Raw genomic sequence first — 24,332 nt, forward strand, 5'->3', positions numbered from 1 at the left:
AGCAGTGGCCCGGCGCCCCCTCCCCCGCATCCTGAGCACAGGCAGCGCGCAGATCGCCCGGAGCCGGGAGCTGGCCCGGACGGCGGCCGACAGCGCCACCGACGTCCTCCACCCGCTGATCACGATCACTCGCGGGCTGCGCCGGCTGGCCTCGGCCGGGCGGCGCAAGTGGGCCGACACCCCCAAGGACAGGCGCGGGCCACTGCTGTTCCTGGTGGCCTCGGTGATCCTGGTCGTCGCGCTCGTCCCGTACGGCCCGCTGCTCGCCGTCATCACCCTGATGGCGGCGGCAGCCTGGCAGGGCCGGGACCGCACCCCGCCGGCCCCCGAAGGTCCGGACGAGTCGCAGACGGAACGCCTGAAGTCGCTCTACGAGGCTTTGGTTCCGTACTTCTCGACTGCCGAGGACCCCACCCCCCTGTACGCCCACGGCGGCGAGTGGGAGAGCGTCTTCCCCGAGTACGAGTTCGACGCCTCGGGGCGCTTCACGAGCCTCACGATCCGCTACCCGGCCTACTTCACCGACGGCGAGCCCGAGGCCCGCGCGCGGATCGAGCATCTGCTCGCCGCCAAGTCGGGCCGCGGCCGGGAGTACCGCTTCGCCTGGGACGAGGAGGGCAACCGGCTCTCCCTCGCGGTCCTGCCGCCGCTGCCCACCGACATCGCCGCCCAGCGCTTCGTCACGTCCCCCGGCGAGACGGTGCTCGGCTTCACGGACCCCGGCGAGGTCCAGCGCACGCTCCCGCTCACCCACGGCGAGGAGCAGCGCGACATGCCCCCGGTCGTCTGGCGCACCGGGATCCGCTCCACCGAGCCCCATCTGCTGGTCATGGGCCAGCCCGGCAGCGGCACCTCCACCCTGCTCCGCTCGATCGCCCTCCAGGCCCTGCAGTACGGCGATGTCGTCATCGTCGACGGCGGCGCCACCGGCGAGTACGCCTGCCTGACCGGCCGGGACGGCGTCCTCGCCGTGGAGTGCGCACTGGCCGGAGCGCTGGCCAGCCTGGAGTGGGCGGCGCACGAGACGGAACGCCGGCTCATCGCGGCCAACCGCGCCCGCCAGGCCGGTCACCCGCCGCCGGAGGACACCAAACGCCCCCTGTGGATCCTGCTGGACCGCCCGACGGCCTTCGCCCACCTGGCCGCGACGGACGGTCACCAAGACCCCCAGGCCCTGCTGCAGGTACCCCTGCGGCACGGCCGCGCGTCGAACGTCACGGTGGTAGTGGCCGACCAGTTCGAGAGCGCGGAGCTCCTGAGCGACGCCGTACGGCAGCACACCCGCGCGCGTGCCGTCCTCGGCCCCGCGACGGCGGCCCAGCTGACGGCGTTCCTGGGCGCGCCCCCGCACACCACCCCGACCACCCACGTCCCCCCGGGCCGCGGCTACGCCCGCCTGGGCGCGGGCCAGGTGCTCCGCCTCCAGGTCCCGGCCACGCCGGACCCCTACGACGACGCCACCACGGACGCCCACCGTCAGGCGGTAATGGAACTGCTCCCACCCCGCGACACCCCCGAGGACGCGGAGCAGCAGCCGGAACCCGTCCCGGCGCTGGAACCGGAGCCGCAGCCGGTCCCGGAGCGGGAGCCGGTCCCGGTGCTGAAGCCGGAGCGGGAGCCGGTCCCAGTGCTCAAACCGGAGCCGGAGCCGAAGCCGGTCCCAGTGCTCAAACCGGAGCCGGAGCCGGTCCCAGTGCTGAGGCCGGAGCGGGAGCCGGTCCCGGTGCTGAAGCCGGAGCGGGAGCCGGTCCCAGTGCTGAAGCCGGAGCGGGAGCCGGTCCCGGTGCTGAAGCCGGAGCCGGATCCCGTCCCGGTGCTGAAGCCGGAACCGGTCCCCGTGCTGAAGCCGGAGCCCGTGCCCGCGGAGGCGGTGACGGCCAAGCCCTCACAGCTGGCCTAGCCGTCCCGATCAGTCAGGCCACGAAGGTCCGCGGCGCCTCCCCACCGCCGGTCCCTCCGCTCTCCACCAGCCGCGCGGCCGCGGCCAGCCGTACCGCGGCCTCCTCGGCGACCGCGCCCCCCACGGTGAACGGCAGCCGCACATACCCCTCGAAGGCGCCGTCGACCCCGAAGCGGGGCCCCGACGGCACCCGGACACCGACCCGCTCCCCCGCCTCCGCGAGCCGCGAGCCGGACAGGCCGCCCGTGCGGACCCAGAGCGTGAGCCCGCCCTGGGGGACCTCGAACTCCCACTCGGGCAGCTCCCGGCGCACCGCGCCGACCAGCGCGTCCCGGTTCTCCAGCGCCTGGCGGCGGCGCAGTTCGACGGCCTGCTCCCAGCCGCCGGTGCTGAACAGCCAGTTCACCGCCAGCTGCTCCAGTACGGGGGTCCCCAGGTCGGCGTAGGCGCGCGCGGCGACCAGGCTGCGGATCACATCGGGCGCCGCCCGCACCCAGCCGATGCGCATCCCGGCCCAGAACGCCTTGCTCGCGGAGCCGACGGTGATCACCGTGGCCCCGGCCGGATCGAACGCGCACACCGGCCGCGGCATGGAGACGTCCGCGTCGAGCCACAGCTCGGTCATCGTCTCGTCGGCGATCAGCACGGTTCCCGCGGAGCGCGCCGCCTCCACCAGTTGCCGCCGCTGGTCGTCGCCGGCGAGGGCGCCGGTGGGATTGTGGAAGTCGGCGACGACATAGGCCAGCCGGGGCGCCGCGTCGCGCAGCACCTGCCGCCAGCGGTCCAGGTCCCAGCCGCTGAGCCCCTCGGCCATGGCGACGGGCACCAGCCGCGCCCCCGCCTCCCGCATCAGCTGGAGGATGTTGGCGTACGACGGCGACTCCACGGCGACTCGCTCGCCCCGTCCGGCGAAGAGATGGCAGATGGCGTCGATGGCGCCCATCGCCCCGGTCGTCACCATGATCTGCTCGGGCATGGTGGGGATCCCGCGCGCGGTGTACCGCTCGGCGATCATCGCGCGCAGCGCGGGCAGCCCGGCCGGATAGTCGCCGTGCGTATGGGCGTACGGCGGCAGTTCCTCCAGGGCGCCCTGCACGGCCCGGGTCAGCCACGGCTCGGGGGCGGGAAGCGCCGCGCAGCCGAGGTCGATCACCGACCCGAGGGCCTCGGGCGGCAGCGGTTCGAGCCCGCGCGCGGGCAGCGGGTTCCCGGCCGGGACCGCGGTCCAGCTGCCCGCCCCGCGCCGCGACTCCAGGAAGCCCTCGGCGCGCAGCGCCTCGTAGGCCGCGGCGACCGTCGTACGGCTCACGGACAGGGCGAGCGCCAGTTCACGCTCCGCGGGCAGCCGCGCCGCGACCGGTACCCGCCCCTCCAGGACCAGCAGCCGGATCCCGTCGGCGAGCGCCCGGTAGGCGGGCGGGCGGCGCGTGCCGGGGCCCGCCGGGCGGTCCTGCTGGGAGCTGAGCAGCCGGGCGAGCTGAGCCGGTCCCACCGCTGAGGTCCACTGCGCCATGGAAATCAGTCCACCTTCCCCGGATTGGCCCTGGATGGCCGTTCTCCTCAAGCCACAGGGTGTCATGAGGCAGGCCACTACCACCACAGGGGGACCCTCTTGTCCACTACGGACCGTCTCGGGAGACGGCTGATCCAGCTGTACGCGGGTCTCGCGCTCTACGGGGCGAGCTCGGCGCTGCTCGTCGAAGCCGGCCTCGGCCTCGAACCCTGGAACGTGCTGCACCAGGGCCTGGCCGAGCTGACCGGTCTGACGATCGGCGTCGTGTCGATCGTCGTCGGTGCCGCGGTCCTGCTCCTGTGGATCCCGCTGCGCCAGCGGCCGGGCCTCGGCACCGTCTCCAACGTCTTCGTCGTCGGCATCGCGATGGACGGCACACTGGCCGCCCTTCCCGAGGCGCACACCCTCACCGTCCGGATACCCCTTCTCCTCGCCGGCATCGTCCTCAACGGCGTGGCCACCGGCCTCTACATCGCCGCCCGTTTCGGACCGGGGCCGCGCGACGGCCTGATGACGGGCCTGCACCGGCGCACCGGCCGCTCGATCCGGCTGATGCGCACCGGCGTCGAGGTCGTGGTGGTCGTCACCGGCTTCCTCCTGGGCGGCACGATCGGGGTCGGCACCCTGCTGTACGCGCTGACCATCGGCCCGCTCGCCCAGCTCTTCCTGCGCGTCTTCGCCGTCCCCACGGCACCCGGCGGCAGCACCGTCGTTGCCACCGGTCAACCCCCGCGCGCGATACTGCGACGGTGAGCACGCCGATACGCCACCCCTATCTCGACCACCCCGGTCCGCTCGCCTTCGCCCACCGGGGCGGGGCGGCGGCCGGTCTGGAGAACACCCTGCGCCAGTTCCGGCGCGCGGTGGACCTGGGCTACCGGTACCTGGAGACCGACGTCCACTGCACCCGCGACGGCAAGCTGGTCGCCTTCCACGACGCCACGCTGGACCGGGTGACCGACGGCGCCGGCCGGATCGCCGACCTGCCCTGGGCGGACGTACGGCACGCGCGCGTGGCCGGTCAGGAGCCGGTGCCGCTGTTCGAGGAGCTGCTGGAGGCCTTCCCCGAGGCCCGCTGGAACGTGGACGTCAAGGCGGAGTCCGCGCTGCTGCCCTTCCTCGACCTGGTGGAGCGCACCGGCGCCTGGGACCGCGTCTGCCTCGGCTCCTTCTCCGAGGCACGGGTCGTACGGGCCCAGCGGCTGGCCGGTCCCCGGCTGGCGACGTCGTACGGCACGCGCGGGGTGCTCGGTCTGCGGCTGCGCTCCTGGGGGATGCCCGCGGCGGTGCGCCGGTCGGCGATCGCCGCGCAGGTACCCGAGACGCAGTCCGGCATCCAGGTCGTCGACCACCGCTTCGTGCGCGCCGCCCACGCGTACGGGCTCCAGGTGCATGTGTGGACGGTCAACGCAGAGGACCGGATGCACCGGCTCCTGGACCTGGGGGTCGATGGCATCATGACCGATCACATCGAGACATTGCGCAAGGTCATGGAGGACCGGGGCGTCTGGGTCTGAGACCTCTGCGACCCGCGCCCGGACGGGGAAGCGAGGGCGCGGGGTGGACACCGGCACCACGGTGACGACGGCGGCCGAGGAGGCCGCGGGGCGGCGGCGCGAGCAGCGCGGCTGGTACGTCTACGACTGGGCGTGTTCCGTCTATTCGACGAGCGTGCTCACCGTGTTCCTCGGGCCTTATCTGACCTCGGTGGCCGAGGCGGCCGCCGACGCGGACGGCTTCGTCCACCCGCTCGGCATCCCGGTGCGCGCGGGGTCCTTCTTCGCCTACTCGGTGTCCCTGTCGGTCATCGTGGCCGTCCTGGTGATGCCCCTGGTCGGCGCCGCCGCCGATCGTTCCGGCCGGAAGAAGCCGCTGCTGGCCGCGGCCGCCTACACCGGGGCCACGGCGACGATCTGCATGTTCCTGCTCGACGGCGACCGGTACCTGCTCGGCGGCGCTCTGCTGATCGTCGCGAACGCGGCCCAGTCCGTGGCGATGATGCTCTACAACTCCTATCTGCCGCAGATCGCCCCGCCCGAGGAGCGTGACGCGGTGTCCTCCCGGGGCTGGGCCTTCGGGTACGCGGCGGGCGCCCTGGTGCTGGTCGCGAACCTGGTGGTGTATCTGGCGCACGACTCCTTCGGCGTTTCGGAGACCACGGCCGTGCGGATCTGCCTGGCCGCGGCCGGCCTGTGGTGGGGGGCCTTCACCCTGGTGCCGCTGCGCCGACTGCGCGACCGCCGCTCCTCCCCCGCCGAGCGCACCACCGCCCCCGGCTTCCGGCAGCTCGCGGCGACCCTGCGGGACATGCGCCGCCACCCGCTGACCCTCGCCTTCCTGCTGGCCTACCTCGTCTACAACGACGGCATCCAGACGGTGATCTCCCAGGCCTCGATCTACGGCGCCAAGGAGCTGGGGCTCGGCCAGTCCACGCTGATCGGCGCGGTGCTGCTGGTCCAGGTGCTGGCGGTGGCGGGGGCGCTGCTCATGGGCCGCCTCGCCCGGACGTACGGCGCCAAGCGCACCATCCTCGGGTCACTGGTCGCCTGGACGGTGACCCTGGCCGCCGGGTACTTCCTGCCCGCCGGGGCACCCGTGTGGTTCTTCGTGCTGGCCGCCGGGATCGGCCTGGTCCTCGGCGGCAGCCAGGCCCTGTCCCGCTCCCTGTTCTCCCATCTCGTACCGCCGGGCAAGGAGGCCGAGTACTACTCGGCGTACGAGGTGAGCGACCGCGGGACGAGCTGGCTCGGGCCGCTGCTGTTCGGGCTCACCTATCAGCTGACCGGGAGTTATCGCGACGCGATCATCTCGCTGGTGGCCTTCTTCGCGCTCGGGTTCGTGCTGCTCGCGCGGGTTCCGGTGCGGCAGGCGATCAGCGACGCGGGGAACCCGGTTCCGGCGAGGATTTAGCGTTCGGCGCGAAAGGGCTGTAGTGTACGCGTTTGGCCTGCCAGGCGTACCGTTACTGCGCGTCAAAGATGCCGAAACGCTGGGTGACATCTGCTAGCAGATGTGACAAACCGGGCGCAGGTGGGTACAACAAGGGGCGGCTACGACGGCGACGCATGACCCCGGAACGGGAATCTTTACCGCCGACCGGACGTTGACCGGATGACGACGACAGCGACACCTGTCCTGTGGGCGACAAGCCCGGGAGGCACGATTCATGAGTGAGCGAGCTCTTCGCGGCACGCGCCTCGTGGTGACCAGCTACGAGACGGACCGCGGCATCGACCTGGCCCCGCGCCAGGCCGTGGAGTACGCATGCGAGAAGGGACATCGCTTCGAGATGCCCTTCTCGGTCGAGGCGGAGATTCCGCCGGAGTGGGAGTGCAAGGTCTGCGGGGCCCAGGCACTCCTCGTGGACGGCGACGGCCCTGAGGAGAAAAAGGCCAAGCCCGCGCGTACCCATTGGGACATGCTGATGGAGCGGCGCACCCGTGAGGAGCTCGAAGAGGTCCTCGAGGAGCGCCTGGCCGTACTGCGTTCCGGCGCGATGAACATCGCGGTCCACCCGAGGGACAGCCGCAAGTCGGCCTAGTCCCCCCGGGGCCGGAACCCCGATCCAGCACAAGACAGCAATGAACCGCGGGCGCCGTACGTTCTTCGTACGGCGCCCGCGGTTTTCCGCGTGCCCCCGGCTCAGTACGTCAGCGGCGGGCGCGGCCCCTCGCGGGTGTCCCCGGGCTCGTCCCTGATGACCTCACCCTGCACGACCTTCCCGTCGGGCCGCTGCATGCGAGCCTGCTGGAAGGCGCCGCCCAGGGAGCCCGCCCCGGATTCGCGGAGCTTGCGGTCGAAGGTGCGCTCCGCGTACCGCCCGAGGGCCTTCTGCACCGGCGGGATCAGCAGGAGCAGACCGAGCGCGTCCGAGATCAGGCCGGGCAGCATCAGGAGCAGACCGCCGAGCATCATCAGGCCGTTGCCCCCGCCGGAGGGGGCCGGGGTGCCGCCCCGCTGAAGCGCCTCGTTGAGGTTCTGGAAGGCGCGCCGACCCGCCCGCTTGATCACCATGGTGCCGAGCACCAGACCCGTGAGCAGCAGCAGGAAGACGGTCAGGCCGCCCGCCGCCCCCGCGACCAGGGTCAGCAGCCAGATCTCCAGCACCAGCCAGGCGACGATGCCCAGCGGCAGAAAGGTGCGCAGCCGGGAGCGCCGGGGCCGGGCGGGGTGCGTGGGAGTCGGTGCGCCAGTCGTCATGCGTCCAGTGTGCCTGGACCCGGCTCAGCGCGGGATAAGGGCACGATCAACGGGGCTTGAGCGGCCGTAGCACTAGGAGGACCGGGGCGGTTGCGGCTTCGCCCGGCTGAGGAGCTTGCCCGCGCGTTCCTGGGCGCCCCAGGTGGTCACCCGCCACAGGGCTTCCACGAGGATGTCGCGGCTCATCTTGGAGTCACCGTGCTCGCGTTCGACGAAGGTGATGGGCACCTCGACGACGTGGTAGCCGGCCTTGACCGCGCGGCGGGCGAGGTCGACCTGGAAGCAGTAGCCCTGCGAGGCGACGTCGTCGAGACCGAGGCCCTCCAGGGTCTCGCGGCGGAAGGCGCGGTAGCCGCCGGTGATGTCGCGCAGCGGCAGATCGAGGGCCACCCGGGAGTACAGGCTGCCGCCGCGGGAGATCAACTCACGGCTCCTGGGCCAGTTCACGACGCGGCCGCCGGGCACCCAGCGGGAGCCCAGGACCAGGTCGGCGCCCTTCAGCGCGGTCAGCAGCCGGGGCAGTTCCTCGGGGCGGTGCGAGCCGTCGGCGTCCATCTCGACCAGGACGCCGTAGCCGTGCTCCAGACCCCAGCGGAATCCGGCCAGGTAGGCGGCGCCGAGGCCCTCCTTGCCCTTGCGGTGCAGCACCTGGACGTGGTCGTCCCCGGCGGCCAGTTCGTCGGCGAGCTTGCCGGTGCCGTCGGGGCTGTTGTCGTCGGCCACGAGGATGTGCGCCTCGGGCACGGCCGAGCGCACCCGGCCGACGATCGCCTTGATGTTCTCCGCCTCGTTGTAGGTCGGAATGATCACCAACGCGGTGCCGAGCGGACCGAACCGCCTCCCCGAGACCTCCGTCTCACGGATCCCGTCGCCGTCGTTCACTACTGCCCCTTCGTGTGCGTCCGCAGACGTCCACCATAGTGGGCGCGGCCTGCGATTACGTGACATCACGTTCGTATGGTGGTGTCGATTCCACAAGAGCGGGGTACGTATGTGCTTTTCGGATCATGTGCGCACGCTGCGGATGGGGGCCCGGCGCCCTTCGGGCCGACCTGGGGCCCGCTGGCTGCGGGTCGACCGAAAGCCGTTGTCTACTGAGCGCCCGGGCCCCACCCGGGTCACACCTCCCCGACCGGCCGGAACGTTCCCTCGCCGTGGTGCGGGCGCTGAGCCTGGCTGCCAGTGGCGGTGCCCCGGTGCGGCACACCGTCCCTGACCCAGCGGCGTAGCGACGAGTTACCGGAACGTTCACGCATTCCTGGTCGGGCGTCCGGTGGTGGACTCGGCCGAACCTACCGGCCCCCTGCCGTCGGCTGTCAACAGCCGTTCGACCTGCGGGTCGTCCCTCAATGCCCTGGTCAGCGCGGCGGACGCCGGGGTCGACCGACGACGCGGCGGCACCGGATCGGCGGCACGCACCGCCCGGGAGATCACTCGCCCGGCCGTACGAACACCGTCCGTCCGCCCACCACCGTGCGCAGACAGACGGGCAGGTCACGGCCCGGGGTGAGGTCGGGCAGGCCGGGGGTGCCGGAGCGGGGGTCGGTCGACCAGCGGGCGACCCGGTCGTCCGGGGCCTGCACCACCAGCTCGCCGGTGCGCCAGACGGCGTAGTCGGCGGGTGCGCCGGGGACCAGCACCCCCGCGTCGTCCCGTCCGGTCGCGCGCCAGCCGCCCCGCGTGTGCGCGGTGAACGCCGCCCGGACCGAGACGCGGTGCTCGGGCGTCCGGTGGAAGGCGGCGGCGCGGACCGTGCCCCACGGGTCCAGCGGCGTGACGGGGCTGTCGGAGCCGAAGGCGAGCGGCACACCGGCCCGCAGCAGGGCCGCGAAGGGATTCAGGGTGCGGGCCCGCTCGGCGCCCAGACGAGCGCTGTACATGCCGTCCTCGCCGCCCCACAGGGCGTCGAAGGCGGGCTGCACGGAGGCGGTGAGGCCTAGCTCGGCGAAGGCGGCGATCGTCTCGGGGGTGAGCATCTCGGCGTGCTCCACCCGGTGCCGGGCGGCCCGGACGCGGGCGAGGCCGACCTGCTCGGCGGCGGCCCGTACCCCCTCGACGACGGCCGTCACGGCGGCGTCGCCGATCGCGTGGAAGCCCGCCTGGAGCCCCGCCTCGGTGCAGGCGACGACATGGGCGGCGACGTCGGCGGCGTCCAGGTACGCGATGCCGGTGTGCCCGGCGTCGGCGTAGGGCTGGTGCAGACAGGCGGTGTGCGAGCCGAGGGCTCCGTCGACGAAGAGGTCGCCCGCGGCACCGGCCGCGCCGAGTTCCCGCGCCTTGGCGACGTTCTGTTCGGCCCAGTAGCCGACGACCCGGGGGCCGGGCTCCTCGGCGGCGAGCCGCAGCAGCCCGGTGAAGTCGTCCTCGGAGGAGATCTCGGGGCCCGCGCACTCGTGGAGGGTGCCGATGCCGAGGGAGGCGGCGTGGGCGAGGGCCGCGCGCTGCGCCTCGGCGCGCTGGGCCGGGGTGACCGCGCCGAGCGCGGCGGCGCGTACGGCGTGGTGGGCGTCGGCGGTGAGGGGGCCGTCGACCCGGCTCAGGGACGCCAGGTCGAGCAGGGCGGTGGTCACGACCGCGGAGTGGACGTCGATCCGGGAGAGGTAGAGGGGCCGCCCGCCGGTGGCCGCGTCGAGTTCGGCCCGGGTCGGCGGACGGCCGCCGGGCCAGCGGGCGGAGTCCCAGCCGTGGCCCAGCAGGACGCGGTCGTCCGGGCGGGCGGCGGCGAAGGCCCGTACGAGGTCCAGGGCCGCCTCCAGGGTGGGGGCGGCGGACAGGTCGAGGCCGGTCAGGGCGAGGCCCGTGGCGGTGGTGTGCACATGGGCGTCGGTGAAGGCCGGGGTGACCAGCGCGCCGTCCAGGTCGATCACTTCGTCGACCCCGTCCGCGAAGGCGTCGGCGGCCCCCTCGGACCCGACCCAGGCGACCTGCCCGCGCTCGACGACCATCGCGGTGGCGAAGGGGTCGGCGGGGCTGTGGACCTCTCCTTGGCGGAGCAGGACGGTCTGGGGCTCGGGGCTGCGCTCACTCATGGGGAACAGTCTCCCGCCTCGCCCCGGCCGCCCGGCACGCAGGTGGGGTCAGATGCGCGGCGGGCGGGCCTCGTACGGAGTCGACAGCACGACCGTCGTCCGGGTCGACACCCCCGCCAGCGAACGCACCCGCGCCAGCAGCTCCTCCAGCTCGTGGGGCGTGGACACCCGCACCTTGAGGATGTAGTTCTCGTCGCCGGCGACGCTGTGGCAGGCCTCGATCTCGGGAACCCCGGCCAGCCGTTCCGCGATGTCGTCGGGCGCGCTGGGGTCGAACGGCTTCACCGAGATGAACGCCGTCATGGGCAGCCCGACGGCCTCGGGGTCCACGACCGCGGCGTAGCCACGGATGACGCCACGCTGTTCGAGCCGTCGCACCCGCTGGTGCACGGCCGACGTGGACAGGCCCGTGGCCTTGCCCAGGTCTGTGTAGCTCATCCGCCCGTCCTTGACGAGCAGCTGCACGATCTGTCGGTCCAGCTCCTCCATGGCGCTAGAACCTACAGTGCCCCTGACCTCCTCGGATACCTGAGCGGCCCCAGTCATACCCGGTTCGTGATGTGACCGGGAGCGGCCGGTGAGCCGCCCGAGGGGACAAACCGGCCGCCTCGGGCACCTGCGAGCGGCATGTGACGAACACCACAGCCCTCGGACCGGCTCCGTGATGTTCTCGTGATTACCGCCCAGGCGGGACGGGAAGTGCTTGCTGTGGTCGAGGCCGCAGTGCCTGAACGGCCCAGCCCGAGGGGGAGAATCCCATGCAGAGTCTTAAGCGCCCTGGTCGTACCGCACCCAAGCGCCCGCAGCTTGTCATCGAGCCCGAGCCGGAGGGCGTCGAACCCGACGCCGACTTCGCCGACGAGGAGTTCGACGCGTACGACACCTTCGAGATGTACCGGGTGATCTGCCCGGACTGCGCGCAGCCCATCGCGCTGCTGGCGGACGAGGAGGTACTGCCCGAGCACGCGCTGTGCGCCTCGCCGTGGAACCCCTTCGGTCTGACGGTGTGCGCCGGCACCGGCCGTCGCGCCGCCGACGCCCGCCCCGCGGACGAGTCGGCCGAACCCCAGGAGCAGGACACCGCCCTGCTGTTGACGCTCCCTCAGGGACTCGACTGGCGGACGCAGCCCTTCTCGCACGTCGGCGGCCCGGGCTCCCGCCCGATGCGCGTGCCGGTGATGCGACGCCACGCCGCCTGAGCGGTCCTCGTACCGGAAGCACACCGAAGTCCCGCACCCCGCGCGCAGGTTGCCGTGGTGCGGGACTGGTATGCCCGCGGAGGCAGGGACATGGGCGAACGCAGAGCCGATTCGCCGGATCGGTGACCTGTCCGGTCGCCGCCGCGTTGCCCCGGTATGACCCCCACCTATTCGACGACCGGGCGTCCGCGGCGCGTCTTCGTGCCGCCCCCCGCAGAATCGGTTCCGCCGCCGCCTCAGGACCCGCCCATCTACCGGGATCTGATGCGTACTTGGGCGGACCGGGGCCGCACGCTGCCGGGCCGCCACGACCCGGAGTGGATCCGGCTGGCGGCGCCGACGGTGCGGCCGGGTGAGTTCAGCGCCCTTCGGGACCCGCTAGGTGACGGGCGATGACCATGCGCTGGATCTGGTTGGTGCCCTCGACGATCTGGAGCACCTTGGCCTCGCGCATGTAGCGCTCGGCCGGGAAGTCGGCGGTGTAGCCGTACCCGCCGAGGACCTGCACGGCGTCCGTGGTCACTCGCATCGCGGTGTCGGTGCAGTGCAGTTTGGCCATGGCCGCCTGCTTGGCGAACGGCCGCCCTGCGTCCCTCAGCCGGGCCGCCGTCAGGTACAGCGCCCGGCCCGCCTCGATCTGGGTCGCCATGTCGGCCAGCATGAAGCGCAGCCCCTGGAAGTCGGAGATCGGCCGCCCGAACTGGCGCCGCCCCGAGGCGTAGGCCACCGCCTCGTCCAGCGCCGCCTGGGCCACGCCGATGGCGCAGGCCGCGATGCCGAGCCGCCCGGAGTCCAGCGCGGACAGCGCGATGGCGAAGCCCTGCCCCTCCTCGCCGAGCCGCCGCTCGTCCGGCACCCGCACTCCGTCGAAGTGGACCTGTGCGGTCGGCGAGCCCTTCATGCCCATCTTCTTCTCGGGCGCGGCCCCGCTCAGCCCCTCGGCGTCGCCGGGCACCAGGAAGGCGGTGATTCCGCGCGGGCCCTCCTCGCCGGTGCGGGCCATGACCGTGTAGAAGTCGGCGATGCCACCGTGGGTGATCCAGGCCTTGGTCCCGGTGATCACCCAGTGGTCGCCGTCGCGCACCGCCTTGGTGCGCAGGGAGGCGGCGTCGGAGCCGGAGGACGGCTCGGACAGGCAGTAGGCGCCGAGCAGGCCGCCGCCGAGCATCGCGGGCAGGTGCTCGACCTGCTGCTCCTTGGTGCCGTAGGCGGCGAGGGCGTAGCAGGTCAGGGTGTGCACGCTGACGCCGAGGCCGACGGTGAGCCGGGCCATGGCGAGCTCTTCGAGGACCTGGAGGTAGACCTCGTAGGGCTGGTCGCCGCCGCCGTACTCGGCGTCGTAGGGCAGTCCGAGCAGGCCCGCTTCCGACAGCAGGGAGAAGACCTCGCGCGGAAAGCGTCCGGCGTCCTCCTCCTCGGCCGCCTTCGGGGCGATCTCGCGCTGGGCGATGTCGCGGACGAGCGAGATCAGATCCCGGGCCTCGTCCGTGGGCAGTTGCCGGTCCACCGGCTGCGGGGCGCGGTCGGGCATGGCGACGCTCTCCTCCCTTGTCGGGCGCATCGGCGGACGTGCGCCTTGGGTGGGGCGGCTCCGCCAGGTCTCACATGGTGCGGCCGACGGCTCGCACTCCCGGGTCGCGGAAGCTGCTGACCAGCGGCTGTGCGCTGTGAGTATGCCCGATCGGAGGCACCGAGTCACCAGTTAACGACCGCTTACTCCAAGAAAACTCAAGCCGCGCGAAATTGGTCCGAACCATTGACCCGACTGGTCTAGTCCTCCTACTGTGCGGGCAACGCTTACCGCGTTCATGCCAATCGGCGCACGTCCCCCTCTCCCCCACGAGGAGACACCCGATGCACATTCCCCACCGCACCCGGTTCCGGGCGCTGGTCTCCGCCGCCTGTGCGGCCGTCCTCGGCGCCGGACTGCTCGCCGGGGCGGGTTCGGCCACCGCGTCGGCCCCCGCTGCGGCCCCCTCGAAAGCGAGCGCTCCCGGGGCCGCGGCCGGCTCCAAGGTGATCGGCTACTTCACCGAATGGGGCACCTACGACCGCAAGTACTACGTCAAGAACATCGAGACGTCCGGTTCCGCGGCCAAGCTCACGCACATCAACTACGCCTTCGGCAATGTCACCGGCGGCAAGTGCGCGATCGGCGACTCCTACGCGGCCACCGAGCGGACCTACACCGCGGCCGAGTCGGTCGACGGCGTCGCCGACACCTGGGACCAGCCGCTGCGCGGCACCTTCAACCAGCTGCGCGAGCTGAAGAAGAAGCACCCGAACCTCAAGGTGCTGTGGTCCTTCGGCGGCTGGACCTGGTCCGGCGGCTTCGGCCAGGCGGCCCAGAACCCGGCCGCGTTCGCCCAGTCCTGCTACGACCTGGTCGAGAACTCCAAGTGGGCGGACGTCTTCGACGGCATCGACATCGACTGGGAGTACCCGAACGCCTGCGGCCTGACCTGCGACACCAGCGGCCGGGCGGCCTTCAGGAACCTGATGCAGGCGCTGCGCGCGAAGTTCGGCACCGGCAACCTGGTGACCGCGGCGATCACCGCCGACGCCACCGCCGGCGGCAAGATCGACGCCGCCGACTACGCGGGCGCGGCCCCGTACGTCAACTGGTACAACCCCATGACCTACGACTACTTCGGCGCCTGGGACGCCAAGGGTCCGACGGCTCCGCACTCCCCGCTGACCTCCTACCCGGGCATCCCGAAGGCCGGCATGCACAGCTCGGCGACCATCGCCAAGCTCAGGAGCCTCGGCATCCCCGCCTCCAAGCTCCTGCTCGGCATCGGCTTCTACGGCCGCGGCTGGACCGGAGTGACCCAGTCGGCCCCCGGCGGCACCGCGACCGGCCCGGCGGCGGGTACGTACGAGCAGGGCATCGAGGACTACAAGGTCCTGAAGTCCAAGTGCCCGGCGACCGGCACCGTGGGCGGCACGGCGTACGCCAAGTGCGGCTCCGACTGGTGGAGTTACGACACCCCGGCGACCATCGCGGCCAAGATGGCGTACAAGAACCAGCAGGGGCTGGCCGGCACCTTCTTCTGGGAGCTCAGCGGGGACACCGCGAACGGTGAGCTCATCAAGGCGATCAACTGACCCCTGACACGGGGGGCCTGGGGGCGGAGACCACGAGACTCCGCCCCTTCGTCATGCCTCGCGGCGAGCGGGCCCGGGGGCCGGGTAGGCGGGGTCCAGCTCCTCGATGGCGCGCAGGGCGCCGCCCAGGGTCTTCACCAGCAGCTCGCGCATGGTGTCACGGGAGAGGCCGGGCCGGCCCGTCCAGTCCAGGGCGGCACCCTCGACGCCGCACACCCAGGCCAGCAGGCCCGTCCGGGCGAGCGGGGAGATGTCGGTACGGCCGTACGCGCCCTCGGCGATGGTCGCGACGATCGCCTCGCGCACCCCGTCCCGGATGGCGTGCACCTCGGTGTCGAAGCCGACCCCGCCGCTGACGATCGTGCGGTAGGCGGCCTGGTTGTGCTCGGCGTAGCGCAGATAGCTGTCGATCGTGCGGTGGACCCGGTCCACCGGGGGCAGTTCGACGCCGCTCGCCGCGTAGGTGACCAGGTCGTCGACGGAATCCTTGATGATCGCCAGGTAGTAGCCGCGCTTGGACTGGAAGTAGTAGTAGATCAGCCCTTTGGCCACCTGCGCCTGCCGCGCGATGTCGTCCATCGACAGGGCGTCGTAGGAGGTGTCGGCGAACAACCTCCGCCCGATGGCGATGAGTTCGGCGCGGCGGGCCGCCGATCGCTCGGTGCCGCGCGCCCGGGGGCGGAGGACGGCAGCGTGCTGCTCACTCTTCAATGTCGACCCTGGTCTCGAGCGGGGCGGCGGGACCCCCGCAGTATGGCAGGTTCGAATATGTGTCAGATCACATCAAGTCAGAGCAGGCCGAGCTGGGTCACCAGCATCGCGACGACCACGACGAGGGTCCACCCCATGACGTGTTCGAGGATCTTCGGTCCGTCTTCCGTGGGGCCGCCGGTGCGGACGCGGGCGACCGTGGCTGCATTCGTGGTCATCCGTCCACCTTGCCACCGAGCAGGGCTTTTGTGGCCGAGAGCTTGGTCACAGCGAACGGCCCCCGGGGGGAGTCCGGGGGCCGTCCTACGACGTCTCAGCGCACACCCACCGCCGCGAGCGCCGCGCACTGCCGCGCGGACAGACGCGCCGGGAAGTACAGGTAGCAGACGCCTCCGGTGCCCGAGGCGACCTTTCCGCTGGCGTTGTACCGCTTGGTCCTCAGCCAGATGTTCTCGAACTCCCGCCTGCGGTACACCCGCCGCACCGCCGGGTTGCTCGGCGAGGCCGGATCGTTGGCGATCACATCGCCCTCGGCGGTGAAGCCGATCACCGTCATCAGGTGCCCCGAGGTGCCGTAGCCCGCCCCCGTCAGCTCCTCCTTCAGGAACGACTGGGACGTTATGGCCGGGATCCCGGCCGCGATCAGCGTCTCCAGGTCGGTCAGCGAGCCGAGCCGGGTGACCACGCCCTGGAGGTCCTTGAAGGTGGCCGCGTAGGCCGCGTTGAAGGGCCAGTTGCCGCAGCCCGCGTACTGGTAGTCGTAGGTGAACCGGGCGGCGTGGCACACCTGCGGGTCGGCGAAGCCCGGGTCGACCCAGGCCAGCTGCTCCTCGGTGAGCCGGCCGCCCCAGTACTCGATGATCATCTGCGAGGAGGTGGGGCTGCACCAGGCCTCGCCGCCGTTGTCGTACTCGGGGTACTGGCCGACGTGGATCTCCTGCGAGTAGCGCGGAACGGCCAGTTCCTGGGCGAGACCGGGCGTGCTCGCCGGGACGGTGAAGCGGTCCGGGACGTCGGAGCCCATGACACCGAGCCGCCACACGGTCGGGGTCCGCTTCGTGCCCGGCTTGCGGTAGAGGGTCAGCCGCAGCCGGTACGAGGTCAGCCGCAGGCCCGTCGCCGGGTCGTCGATGGCGAAGGTGTCGGTCCAGATCGTGGACTTGTCGTCGGTCTGGTCGTCGACGGAGGTCCGCCTGATGTCCTGGTCACCGGCGGCCCAGCGCCCCATGACGTACCAGGGGGTGTCGGTGCCGTCGGAGTAGGTGCCCTTCAGCTCGACCTGGAGCCAGGTGCCGTCCGGGGTGTGCGCGTTCCAGGAGGCGATGGCCTCGGTCGAGGGCACCGCGAGCCGGTGGACGGGCGAGGTCCAGGTCGCGTACTCCCAGGTGGCGGTGGTGCCGGTGTGCGGGTCGGTGTAGTCGGCGAGGCCGACGGGGGCTCCGATCGCCACGCCGGGACGGGGGCCCGCGACGGCACGGGTGCCCTTGCCGGTGCCCGAGCGCCAGTCGGTGTACGTCGTCCAGGCGCGGTTGTCGATCTGGCCGGCCGCGGAGTGCGCGGGGCCGGCCGCTCCGGTGGGGGCGGCCACGGCCGGGACCGCGCCCGCTGTGCCGGTCACGGCCGCGGCGACCGCGGCGGTCAGGACGGTTCTGCGGGACGGCTGTTCGGATCTGCTCATGGGCGAAAGACCCCCAGGTGTCCGAGTCGGGGCAGGTCCAGTGCACGGTGTGTGCGCCAACTATGGCCGCAGCCGACGCCTCCTGCCAGCACTTCCGGGCATGCCGCGCCAGGAATATTGGCCTCGACCACTGACGTCACCCGGGGTGCCGCGTCACTAGACTTCCGGTGCCCGCCCCACTCACCCCGGGAACCGCCATCCACCACCTCACCGCACTCCTCCACCGCCTCCCCGCGTCCTGCGGTCCCGTCCGGCTGATCGGGATCGACGGGCACGCCGGCTCCGGGAAGTCGACCTTCGCCGGGCGGCTGGCGCGGGCGCTGGGCGGGGCGCCGGTGCTGCGGCTCGACGACATCGCCTGCCATGACGAGCTCTTCGACTGGACGGGCCGGCTCGTGTCCCAGGTGATCGAGCCCCTCTCCCGCGGCGGAACCGCCCACTACGCCCCCTACGACTGGCACGCCCGCCGCTTCCGGGACCCCGTGCCCCTGCCGCCCGCCCCGGTGGTCCTCGTCGAGGGCGTCGGCGCCGGGCGGCGCGCGCTACGGCCATATCTGGCCTTTCTGCTGTGGATGGAGCTGCCGCCGGCCGAGGCCTGGTCGCGCGGCCGGTCGCGGGACGGTGAGGAGCAGCGGGAGTTCTGGGACGGCTGGGTCGCAGCGGAAGAGAAACACTTCACCGAGGACCCCTCACGACCCTTCGCGGACGGGTTGGTACGGCAGTGCGCCCAGGGGTACGAGCTGCGTTCCGGGCCCGCCGGGACCCTGAAAACGGACCACGCCATCACGCTGAGTGAGGACCCCTCCGCACTGTGGTGAAGTGGTGAAGAGGGGTCGGCGAGAACTCGCCGCAGGGCCCCAACTCCGCTTGACCCAAGGGCCGTACAGGTCTTACGTTCTCAATGTGCGGTCGATGCGGACCGCCCGCCAGACGCGAAGCCCCCGGTTGTTCCCCCGTGATCGGGGGCTTCGTTCTGCCCTCACCCCCCTTTTCCGGCCGCGCCGAGCCGTGTTTCGCTCACCCTCGGTTACCGGCCGCCGCGCCCCCGACTGCTCCCACCTCGCCAAACGGCCGGTGCGGCACCCTGGGGCGGGCCGCACCCCCGCAGGTACGATGCCCTCGGTGCGACCTGGGACTGCAGCTCCACGCACCGTTGCAACTCCGGTCCGCAGTACGGCGGTTCTGTTCTCGAGGCCGACGGGCGACGGCCCGGTGGTCAACCGACGGGGGCACGGTTTGTGGGGGACGTGATGGACTTCGGCACGCAGGGCCCGGAGGCCCCGGCCGACCTCGCCTGGTTGCGAGGCGTGGACGCCTACACCATGGGCGCTTATCCGCAGGCGGAGGAGGAGTTCCGCACCGCGGTGCGGATGGATCCGGGCATGGCCGACGGCTGGCTCGGCCTGCACGCGTTGCGCGTCGACACGACGACCGCGCTGCTGCGGATGTTCCGGCACCGGGACCGCTTCGGCGAACAGCGCGCCCGGCACCGCCGCACCCTCAACTCCTGGTACTGGCTCGGCTGGTGGGTGCAGCCGGTGTTGGAGAGCCCGCGCGATCTGCTGCTCGCGCACGCCTCGCACTGGCTGGACGGCCGGCATGTGCCGGAGCTGGACCGGGCGCTCGCCGGACTGCCGCCGGTGGACGCCGACGCCCAGGTCCGCTTCCTGCACGCCTGCCGGGCCTATCTGGTCAAGGACTGGGAGCAACTCGTCCGGCACACCGACCCGTTGCTCGACGACCCCATGCTCGGAATCGAGGCCGGACTGTTCGGCGGCATGGCCCGGGTCCGGCTGGAGATGTACGGCCAGGCCGAACCGCTGCTCTCGGCGGCCCTGATGCGCTGCCGCAGCGAGCAGCCGCAGCGCAAGGAGTTGCGGTACTGGCTGGCGCGGGCGCACGAGGGCACCGGCCGGTCGGCCGCCGCACTCCCCCTGTACCGGGCCGTGCACCGGGTCGACCCCGCCTTCATGGACACCTCGGCCCGGCTCGCCGCCATCGCCGAGGGCGACGGGTACGACGAGGCCGGCGATCTCGCGCCGATCACCCTCACCGGGTTCGGCCAGGACTCCGTCGACGGCCCCGACACCCTCGACCCGTTCTTCGGCGAGGGGCGTGAGCTGAAGCTCTCCGGGCCGGATCTGCCGTCGCCCGGCCCGCTGCCGCCCGTGCCCGACCCGGCGGTGCGCGAGCGGGCGGGCCTGCCCGGGCAGCCGCCGCTCGCGGGCCCCACGGACCCCGGGTTACTCGAAGAGGCGCTCGCCGAACTCGAGCGCATGGTGGGCCTGGAGCCGGTCAAGCGCCAGGTCAAGGCGCTGTCCGCCCAGTTGAACATGGCACGGCTGCGGGCGGGGCAGGGGCTGCCGGTCCAGCCGCCGAAACGGCACTTCGTCTTCTCCGGCCCCTCCGGCACCGGCAAGACCACGGTCGCGCGCATCCTGGGCCGGGTCTTCTACGCCCTCGGGCTGCTCGGCGGTGACCACCTGGTCGAGGCGCAACGGGCCGATCTCGTGGGCGAGTACCTCGGCCAGACGGCCGTGAAGGCCAACGAGCTGATCGACTCCGCACTGGGCGGGGTGCTCTTCGTCGACGAGGCGTATTCGCTGTCCAACACCGGCTACGGCAAGGGCGACGCCTACGGCGACGAGGCCCTGCAGGTGCTGCTGAAGCGGGCGGAGGACAACCGGGACCACCTGGTGGTGATCCTGGCCGGCTACCCCGAGGGCATGGACCGCCTGCTGGCCGCCAACCCCGGTCTGTCCTCCCGCTTCACCACCCGCGTGGACTTCCCCTCCTACCGGCCCCAGGAGCTCACCTCCATCGGCGAGGTGCTCGCCGGCGACAACGGCGACGTCTGGGACGAGGAGGCCCTGGACGAGCTGCGCTCCATCGCCGGGCACGTCGTGGACCAGGGGTGGATCGACGAGCTCGGCAACGGCCGCTTCCTGCGGACGCTGTACGAGAAGAGCTGCGCGTACCGGGATCTGCGGTTGTCGACGTACCCGGGGACCCTGACCCGGGACGACTTGTCGACGCTGCGGCTGCCGGATCTGATGCAGGCGTACGGAGAGGTGCTGTCGGGGCGCGGGCCGCAGGATCCGCCGACCCTGTGAGGGGGACGGACCCCGTGCCCACCCGCACCCGCTAGGACGCCAGTACCTGTTCCGGTTCCGGTTGCTTCGGCAGCTCCCGGTGCGCCGGGTCCGTCACCTCGCCGACCAGCAGCTCCAGGACGTCCTCCAGGGCGACCAGGCCCAGCACCCGGCCGGACGCGTCCGCGACCTGCGCCAAGTGGGTGGCCGCCCGCCGCATCACCGTCAGGGCGTCGTCCAGGGGGAGTTCGGGGCGCAGCGTGGTCATCGGGCGCCAGATCTGCTGGGGCACCGCACGCTCCGAGTCCTCCAGGTCCAGTACGTCCTTCACGTGCAGGTAGCCCATGAAGGCGCCCGTGTCCGCCACCACCGGGAAGCGGGAGTAGCCGGTGCGGGCGGTCAGGCCGACGATCCGGCCCGGGGTGACCGAGGGCGGCACCGTGATCAGGGACTCGCGGCTCAGCAGGACGTCCGTCACCGTGCGGGAGCCCAGTTCCAGGGCGTCCTCCAGGCGTTCCTGCTCCTCAGGGTCGAGCAGGCCCGCCTGTCCCGCGTCCTCCACCAGCCGGTTGAGCTGTTCGCTGGTGAAGACGGCCTCGACCTCGTCCCTGGGCTCGACCCGGAAGAGCCGCAGGATGCCCCGGGCGCAGGCGCCGAGGGCGGCGGTGAGAGGCCGGCACAGGCGGGCGAAGGCGACCAGGCCCGGGCTGAGCCAGAGAGCGGCCTTCTCGGGCGCGGCCATCGCGAGGTTCTTCGGGAGCATCTCGCCGACGACGAGGTGGAAGAAGACGACGGTCGCGAGGGCGATGACGTACCCCAGCGGGTGGATCATCGCGTGCGGGAGATGGACCCACGCGAAGAAGGGTTCCAGGAGGTGGGCGACCGTCGGTTCGGCGACCGCGCCGAGGGTCAGCGAGCAGACGGTGATGCCGAACTGGGCCGCCGCCATCATCTGCGGCAGATGTTCCAGGCCGTACAGCACCTGCCGGGCGCGGGCCGTGCCGAGCGGTTCGATCTGGCTGCGGCGGACGGAGACCAGGGCGAACTCGGCGCCGACGAAGAAGCCGTTGGCGAGCACGAGCAGGGCGGCGAAGAGGAGTTGGAGCACGCTCATCGGGCGGCCTCCGCCACGGGGGCGGTGCGCACGAGGCGGACCCGCTCGGCGCGGTAGTGACCGACCTGGCGCACCGAGAGCCGCCAGCCGGGCAGTTCGGCCCTGTCACCGGGGACCGGGATCCGGCCGAGCAGGTCGGCGACCAGACCGGCGACGGTCTCGTACGGGCCCTCGGGCACGTCGAGTCCTATCCGCCGGAGGATGTCGACGCGGCAGCTGCCCTCGGCGTCCCAGGCGGGCCGGCCCTCCTCGGCCGGGGCGGCGGCGAGTTCGGGGATGTCCTGGCCGTCGTGCTCGTCGCGGACCTCACCGACGAGTTCCTCGACGATGTCCTCCAGGGTGACGACCCCGGCGGTGCCGCCGTACTCGTCGACGACGACGGCGATGGGCTGTTCGCTGCGCAGCCGGGCGAGCAGCGGCCGGACCGGCAGGGTCTCGGGGACCAGTTGGGCGGACCGGGCGATCCGGCCGACCGGGGTGCGCAGCCGGTCGGTCGCGGGGACGGCGAGGGCGTCCTTGAGGTGGACCATGCCGACGACCTCGTCGATCCGGTCCCGGTAGACGGGGAAGCGGGACAGGCCGGTGGCGCGGGTCAGGTTGACCACGTCCTCGGCGGTCGCCGACGACTGCAGGGCGCTGACCTTCACCCGGGGGGTCATCACATGCTGGGCGGTGAGCCCGCCGAGCGAGAGGGTCCGTACGAAGAGGTCGGCCGTGTCCTGTTCGAGGGTGCCGGCCCGGGCGGAGTGGCGGGCCAGGGAGACGAGTTCACCGGGGGTGCGGGCGGAGGCCAGCTCCTCGGTGGGCTCGATGCCGAGCGCGCGGACGAGCCGGTTGGCCACGGAGTTCAGGGCGGCGATCACCGGCCGGAAGACCCGCGCGAACAGGTGCTGCGGGCCCGCGACGAACCGGGCGACCTGCAAGGGGCGGGAGACCGCCCAGTTCTTGGGGACGAGTTCGCCGATCACCATCTGCACGGCCGACGCCAGCAGCATGCCGACGATCACGGCGACCCCGGAGACGGCGGCGTCGGGGATGCCGACGGCGGTGACGGGGCCGTTGAGCAGTTCCGCGAGCGCCGGTTCGGCGAGCATGCCGACCACGAGGGAGGTGATGGTGATGCCGAGTTGGGTGCCGGAGAGCTGGAAGGAGAGTTCCTTCAGCGACTCGACGACGGTACGGGCGCGGCGGTCGCCCTCGGCGGCGGCCTTCTCGGCGTCGGGGCGTTGGACCGTCACCAGGCCGAACTCGGCGGCCACGAAGAAGCCGTTGGCGAGGATCAGCAGGAAGGCCGCGGCGAGCAGGAGCAGGGGGGTGGTCATGCCGCCGCCTCGGTATCCCGGGAGGGGGCGGCGCAGGTACTACAGGACGATCCGTCCATCGCTGGAGGGAGTCACTCCTCGGGTAGCAGGAACATCAGCGGCGGAGGCGTCACGAGAACGCCTCCGCCAACAGATTAATCACGACCGGGCCGTCTAGGGCAGATCCCTCGTGCCGCGGGCCTCCACGAGCGCCCGCAGCGCGCGAGCGTCGGCGATGGCCTGCTGCTTGGCGATGCCGGGCTGGATGCCGAGGGCGGGCAGGCTGGTGCCGTCGCTGAGGTCGAGGAAGACCCAGGGGTCGCCGGGCCGGAGGTTCACCTGGATGATCTCGGCCCATTCCAGCCGGCGCCTGCCGGCGATGTTCACCACGGTGACGCCGGTGTCGTCGGCGACGACCCTGACCCGGGCGAGCAGCGCCAGGACGCCGAACATGAGCGCCCCGGTGAGGATGAAGCTGAGGCGCTCACCCGGGCCGAGGTTCTCCAGCAGCAGGGCCACCGCGGTGATCACCACGAAGATCGCGGCCCCGGCGGTGAGCAGGACCGCACGGGTGCGGCCGGGCCGGAAGGTGACGGGGAGTGCGGGGAGGTCGGACATCTGGTGTGCTTTCAGAGGCGGCAGGCGTGGATGGCCGTGGTGAGGATGGCCCGCGCGCCGATGTCGTACAGGTCGTCCATGATCCGCTGGGCCTCCTTGGCGGGGACCATCGCCCGGACGGCGACCCAGCCCTCGTTGTGCAGCGGGGAGACGGTCGGGGACTCCAGGCCGGGCGTGAGGGCGACGGCCTTCTCCAGCTGCTCGACTCGGCAGTCGTAGTCCATCATCACGTACGTCCGGGCCACCAGGACGCCCTGGAGGCGGCGCAGGAACTGCTGCACCTTGGGGTCCTCGGCGTCGGCGCCGGTACGGCGGATCACGACGGCCTCGGACTTCATGATCGGTTCGCCGAAGACCTCCAGGCCCGCGTTGCGCAGCGAGGTGCCGGTCTCGACGACGTCGGCGATGACCTCGGCGACGCCGAGTTCGATGGCCGTCTCGACGGCGCCGTCGAGGTGGACGACGGAGGCGTCGACGCCCTGGTCGGCGAGGTATCCCTCGACGATGCCCTCGTAGGAGGTGGCGACGGTCCTGCCCTTCAGGTCCTGGACGTCCTGCGCGGTGCCGGGCTTGGCGGCGAAGCGGAAGGTGGAGCGGGCGAAGCCGAGCGGGAGGATCACCTCGGCGTCGGCGGCGGAGTCGATCAGCAGGTCACGGCCGGTGATGCCGATGTCGAGGCGGCCCGAGGAGACGTAGATCGCGATGTCGCGGGGGCGGAGGTAGAAGAACTCGACCTCGTTCTCCGGGTCGACGATGCGCAGTTCCTTGGACTCGCGGCGCTGCTGGTAGCCGGCCTCATGCAGCATCTCCGCCGCAGGGCCTGACAGGGAACCCTTGTTGGGGACGGCGATGCGCAGCATGAGGTCGGC

At 72.2% G+C, this 24,332-nt stretch carries 23 protein-coding genes; 10 read left to right on the top strand and 13 right to left on the bottom strand.

Annotated features, from left to right (window positions below):
- Positions 1-4 precede the first annotated feature (4 nt).
- On the top strand, positions 5-1,900 hold the full coding sequence (locus tag ACFYW5_RS32095; protein WP_389420640.1) for a hypothetical protein: 1,896 nt from the start codon (positions 5-7) through the stop codon (positions 1,898-1,900).
- Between the two features lie 13 nt (positions 1,901-1,913).
- On the opposite strand, the gene ACFYW5_RS32100 is transcribed toward ACFYW5_RS32095, so the two are convergent.
- A complete protein-coding gene (locus ACFYW5_RS32100) occupies positions 1,914-3,413 on the bottom strand; it encodes a PLP-dependent aminotransferase family protein (protein WP_389420641.1) in 1,500 nt (499 codons plus the stop codon).
- A gap of 99 nt (positions 3,414-3,512) precedes the next feature.
- Between ACFYW5_RS32100 and ACFYW5_RS32105 the strand changes: the two genes are divergently transcribed.
- The 4 genes from ACFYW5_RS32105 (at position 3,513) to ACFYW5_RS32120 (ending at position 6,954) form a co-directional block, all read left to right on the top strand.
- The gene (locus ACFYW5_RS32105; RefSeq protein ID WP_389420642.1) at positions 3,513-4,166 is read left to right on the top strand and encodes a YitT family protein; all 654 of its coding nucleotides are present in this window, start codon (positions 3,513-3,515) and stop codon (positions 4,164-4,166) included.
- Positions 4,163-4,930 (top strand): glycerophosphodiester phosphodiesterase, encoded by a 768-nt coding sequence (locus ACFYW5_RS32110; RefSeq protein ID WP_389420643.1) that lies wholly within the window; start codon positions 4,163-4,165, stop codon positions 4,928-4,930. The genes ACFYW5_RS32105 and ACFYW5_RS32110 overlap by 4 nt, the downstream gene beginning before the upstream one ends.
- 43 nt (positions 4,931-4,973) lie before the next feature.
- Complete coding sequence (locus ACFYW5_RS32115; RefSeq protein ID WP_389420644.1) at positions 4,974-6,323, top strand: MFS transporter; 1,350 nt, start codon at positions 4,974-4,976, stop codon at positions 6,321-6,323.
- Positions 6,324-6,579: 256 nt separating this feature from the next.
- The gene (locus ACFYW5_RS32120) at positions 6,580-6,954 is read left to right on the top strand and encodes an RNA polymerase-binding protein RbpA (RefSeq protein ID WP_003977404.1); all 375 of its coding nucleotides are present in this window, start codon (positions 6,580-6,582) and stop codon (positions 6,952-6,954) included.
- Between the two features lie 101 nt (positions 6,955-7,055).
- Here ACFYW5_RS32120 and fxsA read toward each other — a convergent pair whose 3' ends face one another.
- The 4 genes from fxsA to ACFYW5_RS32140 form a co-directional block, all read right to left on the bottom strand.
- Positions 7,056-7,613 (bottom strand): FxsA family membrane protein, encoded by a 558-nt coding sequence (gene fxsA / locus ACFYW5_RS32125; RefSeq protein WP_389420645.1) that lies wholly within the window; start codon positions 7,611-7,613, stop codon positions 7,056-7,058.
- Between the two features lie 72 nt (positions 7,614-7,685).
- Positions 7,686-8,495 (bottom strand): polyprenol monophosphomannose synthase, encoded by an 810-nt coding sequence (locus ACFYW5_RS32130; RefSeq protein ID WP_389420646.1) that lies wholly within the window; start codon positions 8,493-8,495, stop codon positions 7,686-7,688.
- Between the two features lie 548 nt (positions 8,496-9,043).
- Positions 9,044-10,642 (bottom strand): amidohydrolase, encoded by a 1,599-nt coding sequence (locus tag ACFYW5_RS32135; protein ID WP_389420647.1) that lies wholly within the window; start codon positions 10,640-10,642, stop codon positions 9,044-9,046.
- Positions 10,643-10,690: 48 nt separating this feature from the next.
- Positions 10,691-11,131, bottom strand: coding sequence for an Lrp/AsnC family transcriptional regulator (locus ACFYW5_RS32140; RefSeq protein ID WP_125508282.1), 441 nt, complete (start codon positions 11,129-11,131; stop codon positions 10,691-10,693).
- A 269-nt stretch (positions 11,132-11,400) separates the two neighbouring features.
- Between ACFYW5_RS32140 and ACFYW5_RS32145 the strand changes: the two genes are divergently transcribed.
- Positions 11,401-11,841 carry a hypothetical protein gene (locus ACFYW5_RS32145; protein ID WP_389420648.1) on the top strand — a complete coding sequence of 147 codons (441 nt, stop codon included), beginning with the start codon at positions 11,401-11,403 and terminating at the stop codon, positions 11,839-11,841.
- A 156-nt stretch (positions 11,842-11,997) separates the two neighbouring features.
- Positions 11,998-12,237, top strand: coding sequence for a hypothetical protein (locus ACFYW5_RS32150; RefSeq protein WP_389420649.1), 240 nt, complete (start codon positions 11,998-12,000; stop codon positions 12,235-12,237).
- Here the strand turns inward: ACFYW5_RS32150 and ACFYW5_RS32155 are convergent.
- Positions 12,200-13,372, bottom strand: a complete 1,173-nt coding sequence (locus ACFYW5_RS32155; RefSeq protein ID WP_389420650.1) for an acyl-CoA dehydrogenase — start codon at positions 13,370-13,372, stop codon at positions 12,200-12,202. The two genes, ACFYW5_RS32150 and ACFYW5_RS32155, sit on opposite strands and share 38 nt — an antisense overlap.
- Before the next feature lie 323 nt (positions 13,373-13,695).
- Between ACFYW5_RS32155 and ACFYW5_RS32160 the strand changes: the two genes are divergently transcribed.
- Positions 13,696-14,949 (top strand): glycoside hydrolase family 18 protein, encoded by a 1,254-nt coding sequence (locus ACFYW5_RS32160; RefSeq protein ID WP_389420651.1) that lies wholly within the window; start codon positions 13,696-13,698, stop codon positions 14,947-14,949.
- Between the two features lie 51 nt (positions 14,950-15,000).
- On the opposite strand, the gene ACFYW5_RS32165 is transcribed toward ACFYW5_RS32160, so the two are convergent.
- From ACFYW5_RS32165 to ACFYW5_RS32175, 3 genes are all read right to left on the bottom strand, one after another.
- Positions 15,001-15,660, bottom strand: a complete 660-nt coding sequence (locus ACFYW5_RS32165) for a TetR/AcrR family transcriptional regulator (protein ID WP_389420652.1) — start codon at positions 15,658-15,660, stop codon at positions 15,001-15,003.
- Positions 15,661-15,737: 77 nt separating this feature from the next.
- Positions 15,738-15,878, bottom strand: a complete 141-nt coding sequence (locus tag ACFYW5_RS32170; protein ID WP_389420653.1) for an SCO1431 family membrane protein — start codon at positions 15,876-15,878, stop codon at positions 15,738-15,740.
- Positions 15,879-15,973: 95 nt separating this feature from the next.
- The gene (locus tag ACFYW5_RS32175) at positions 15,974-17,338 is read right to left on the bottom strand and encodes a peptidase C39 family protein (RefSeq protein WP_389420654.1); all 1,365 of its coding nucleotides are present in this window, start codon (positions 17,336-17,338) and stop codon (positions 15,974-15,976) included.
- A gap of 167 nt (positions 17,339-17,505) precedes the next feature.
- Between ACFYW5_RS32175 and ACFYW5_RS32180 the strand changes: the two genes are divergently transcribed.
- Complete coding sequence (locus ACFYW5_RS32180; protein WP_389420655.1) at positions 17,506-18,156, top strand: uridine kinase; 651 nt, start codon at positions 17,506-17,508, stop codon at positions 18,154-18,156.
- A 432-nt stretch (positions 18,157-18,588) separates the two neighbouring features.
- The gene (locus tag ACFYW5_RS32185; protein WP_389420656.1) at positions 18,589-20,451 is read left to right on the top strand and encodes an AAA family ATPase; all 1,863 of its coding nucleotides are present in this window, start codon (positions 18,589-18,591) and stop codon (positions 20,449-20,451) included.
- A 31-nt stretch (positions 20,452-20,482) separates the two neighbouring features.
- Here ACFYW5_RS32185 and ACFYW5_RS32190 read toward each other — a convergent pair whose 3' ends face one another.
- The 4 genes from ACFYW5_RS32190 to hisG all read right to left on the bottom strand — a co-directional run bounded on the left by ACFYW5_RS32190 (position 20,483) and on the right by hisG (position 24,323).
- The gene (locus tag ACFYW5_RS32190) at positions 20,483-21,544 is read right to left on the bottom strand and encodes a hemolysin family protein (RefSeq protein WP_389420657.1); all 1,062 of its coding nucleotides are present in this window, start codon (positions 21,542-21,544) and stop codon (positions 20,483-20,485) included.
- A complete protein-coding gene (locus ACFYW5_RS32195; RefSeq protein ID WP_389420658.1) occupies positions 21,541-22,866 on the bottom strand; it encodes a hemolysin family protein in 1,326 nt (441 codons plus the stop codon). Before ACFYW5_RS32195 ends, ACFYW5_RS32190 begins: the two co-directional genes overlap by 4 nt.
- A gap of 153 nt (positions 22,867-23,019) precedes the next feature.
- Positions 23,020-23,463 carry a PH domain-containing protein gene (locus ACFYW5_RS32200; RefSeq protein ID WP_389420659.1) on the bottom strand — a complete coding sequence of 148 codons (444 nt, stop codon included), beginning with the start codon at positions 23,461-23,463 and terminating at the stop codon, positions 23,020-23,022.
- Between the two features lie 11 nt (positions 23,464-23,474).
- The gene (gene hisG, locus ACFYW5_RS32205) at positions 23,475-24,323 is read right to left on the bottom strand and encodes an ATP phosphoribosyltransferase (protein ID WP_389420660.1); all 849 of its coding nucleotides are present in this window, start codon (positions 24,321-24,323) and stop codon (positions 23,475-23,477) included.
- Positions 24,324-24,332: the final 9 nt, after the last annotated feature.

The sequence above is a fragment of the Streptomyces sp. NPDC002779 genome, assembly GCF_042888685.1.
In the GTDB taxonomy this organism is placed as follows: Bacteria; Actinomycetota; Actinomycetes; order Streptomycetales; family Streptomycetaceae; genus Streptomyces.

What these genes read in the sequence shown, in the direction of transcription:
- hisG (WP_389420660.1), bottom strand. Translation starts at nt 24,323, where the DNA reads ATGCTGCGCATCGCCGTCCCCAACAAGGGTTCCCTGTCAGGCCCTGCG.
- ACFYW5_RS32145 (WP_389420648.1), top strand. Translation starts at nt 11,401, where the DNA reads ATGCAGAGTCTTAAGCGCCCTGGTCGTACCGCACCCAAGCGCCCGCAG.
- ACFYW5_RS32160 (WP_389420651.1), top strand. Translation starts at nt 13,696, where the DNA reads ATGCACATTCCCCACCGCACCCGGTTCCGGGCGCTGGTCTCCGCCGCC.
- fxsA (WP_389420645.1), bottom strand. Translation starts at nt 7,613, where the DNA reads ATGACGACTGGCGCACCGACTCCCACGCACCCCGCCCGGCCCCGGCGC.
- ACFYW5_RS32155 (WP_389420650.1), bottom strand. Translation starts at nt 13,372, where the DNA reads ATGCCCGACCGCGCCCCGCAGCCGGTGGACCGGCAACTGCCCACGGAC.
- ACFYW5_RS32170 (WP_389420653.1), bottom strand. Translation starts at nt 15,878, where the DNA reads ATGACCACGAATGCAGCCACGGTCGCCCGCGTCCGCACCGGCGGCCCC.
- ACFYW5_RS32195 (WP_389420658.1), bottom strand. Translation starts at nt 22,866, where the DNA reads ATGACCACCCCCCTGCTCCTGCTCGCCGCGGCCTTCCTGCTGATCCTC.
- ACFYW5_RS32190 (WP_389420657.1), bottom strand. Translation starts at nt 21,544, where the DNA reads ATGAGCGTGCTCCAACTCCTCTTCGCCGCCCTGCTCGTGCTCGCCAAC.
- ACFYW5_RS32135 (WP_389420647.1), bottom strand. Translation starts at nt 10,642, where the DNA reads ATGAGTGAGCGCAGCCCCGAGCCCCAGACCGTCCTGCTCCGCCAAGGA.
- ACFYW5_RS32175 (WP_389420654.1), bottom strand. Translation starts at nt 17,338, where the DNA reads ATGAGCAGATCCGAACAGCCGTCCCGCAGAACCGTCCTGACCGCCGCG.
- ACFYW5_RS32185 (WP_389420656.1), top strand. Translation starts at nt 18,589, where the DNA reads ATGGACTTCGGCACGCAGGGCCCGGAGGCCCCGGCCGACCTCGCCTGG.
- ACFYW5_RS32140 (WP_125508282.1), bottom strand. Translation starts at nt 11,131, where the DNA reads ATGGAGGAGCTGGACCGACAGATCGTGCAGCTGCTCGTCAAGGACGGG.
- ACFYW5_RS32150 (WP_389420649.1), top strand. Translation starts at nt 11,998, where the DNA reads ATGACCCCCACCTATTCGACGACCGGGCGTCCGCGGCGCGTCTTCGTG.
- ACFYW5_RS32120 (WP_003977404.1), top strand. Translation starts at nt 6,580, where the DNA reads ATGAGTGAGCGAGCTCTTCGCGGCACGCGCCTCGTGGTGACCAGCTAC.
- ACFYW5_RS32200 (WP_389420659.1), bottom strand. Translation starts at nt 23,463, where the DNA reads ATGTCCGACCTCCCCGCACTCCCCGTCACCTTCCGGCCCGGCCGCACC.
- ACFYW5_RS32100 (WP_389420641.1), bottom strand. Translation starts at nt 3,413, where the DNA reads ATGGCGCAGTGGACCTCAGCGGTGGGACCGGCTCAGCTCGCCCGGCTG.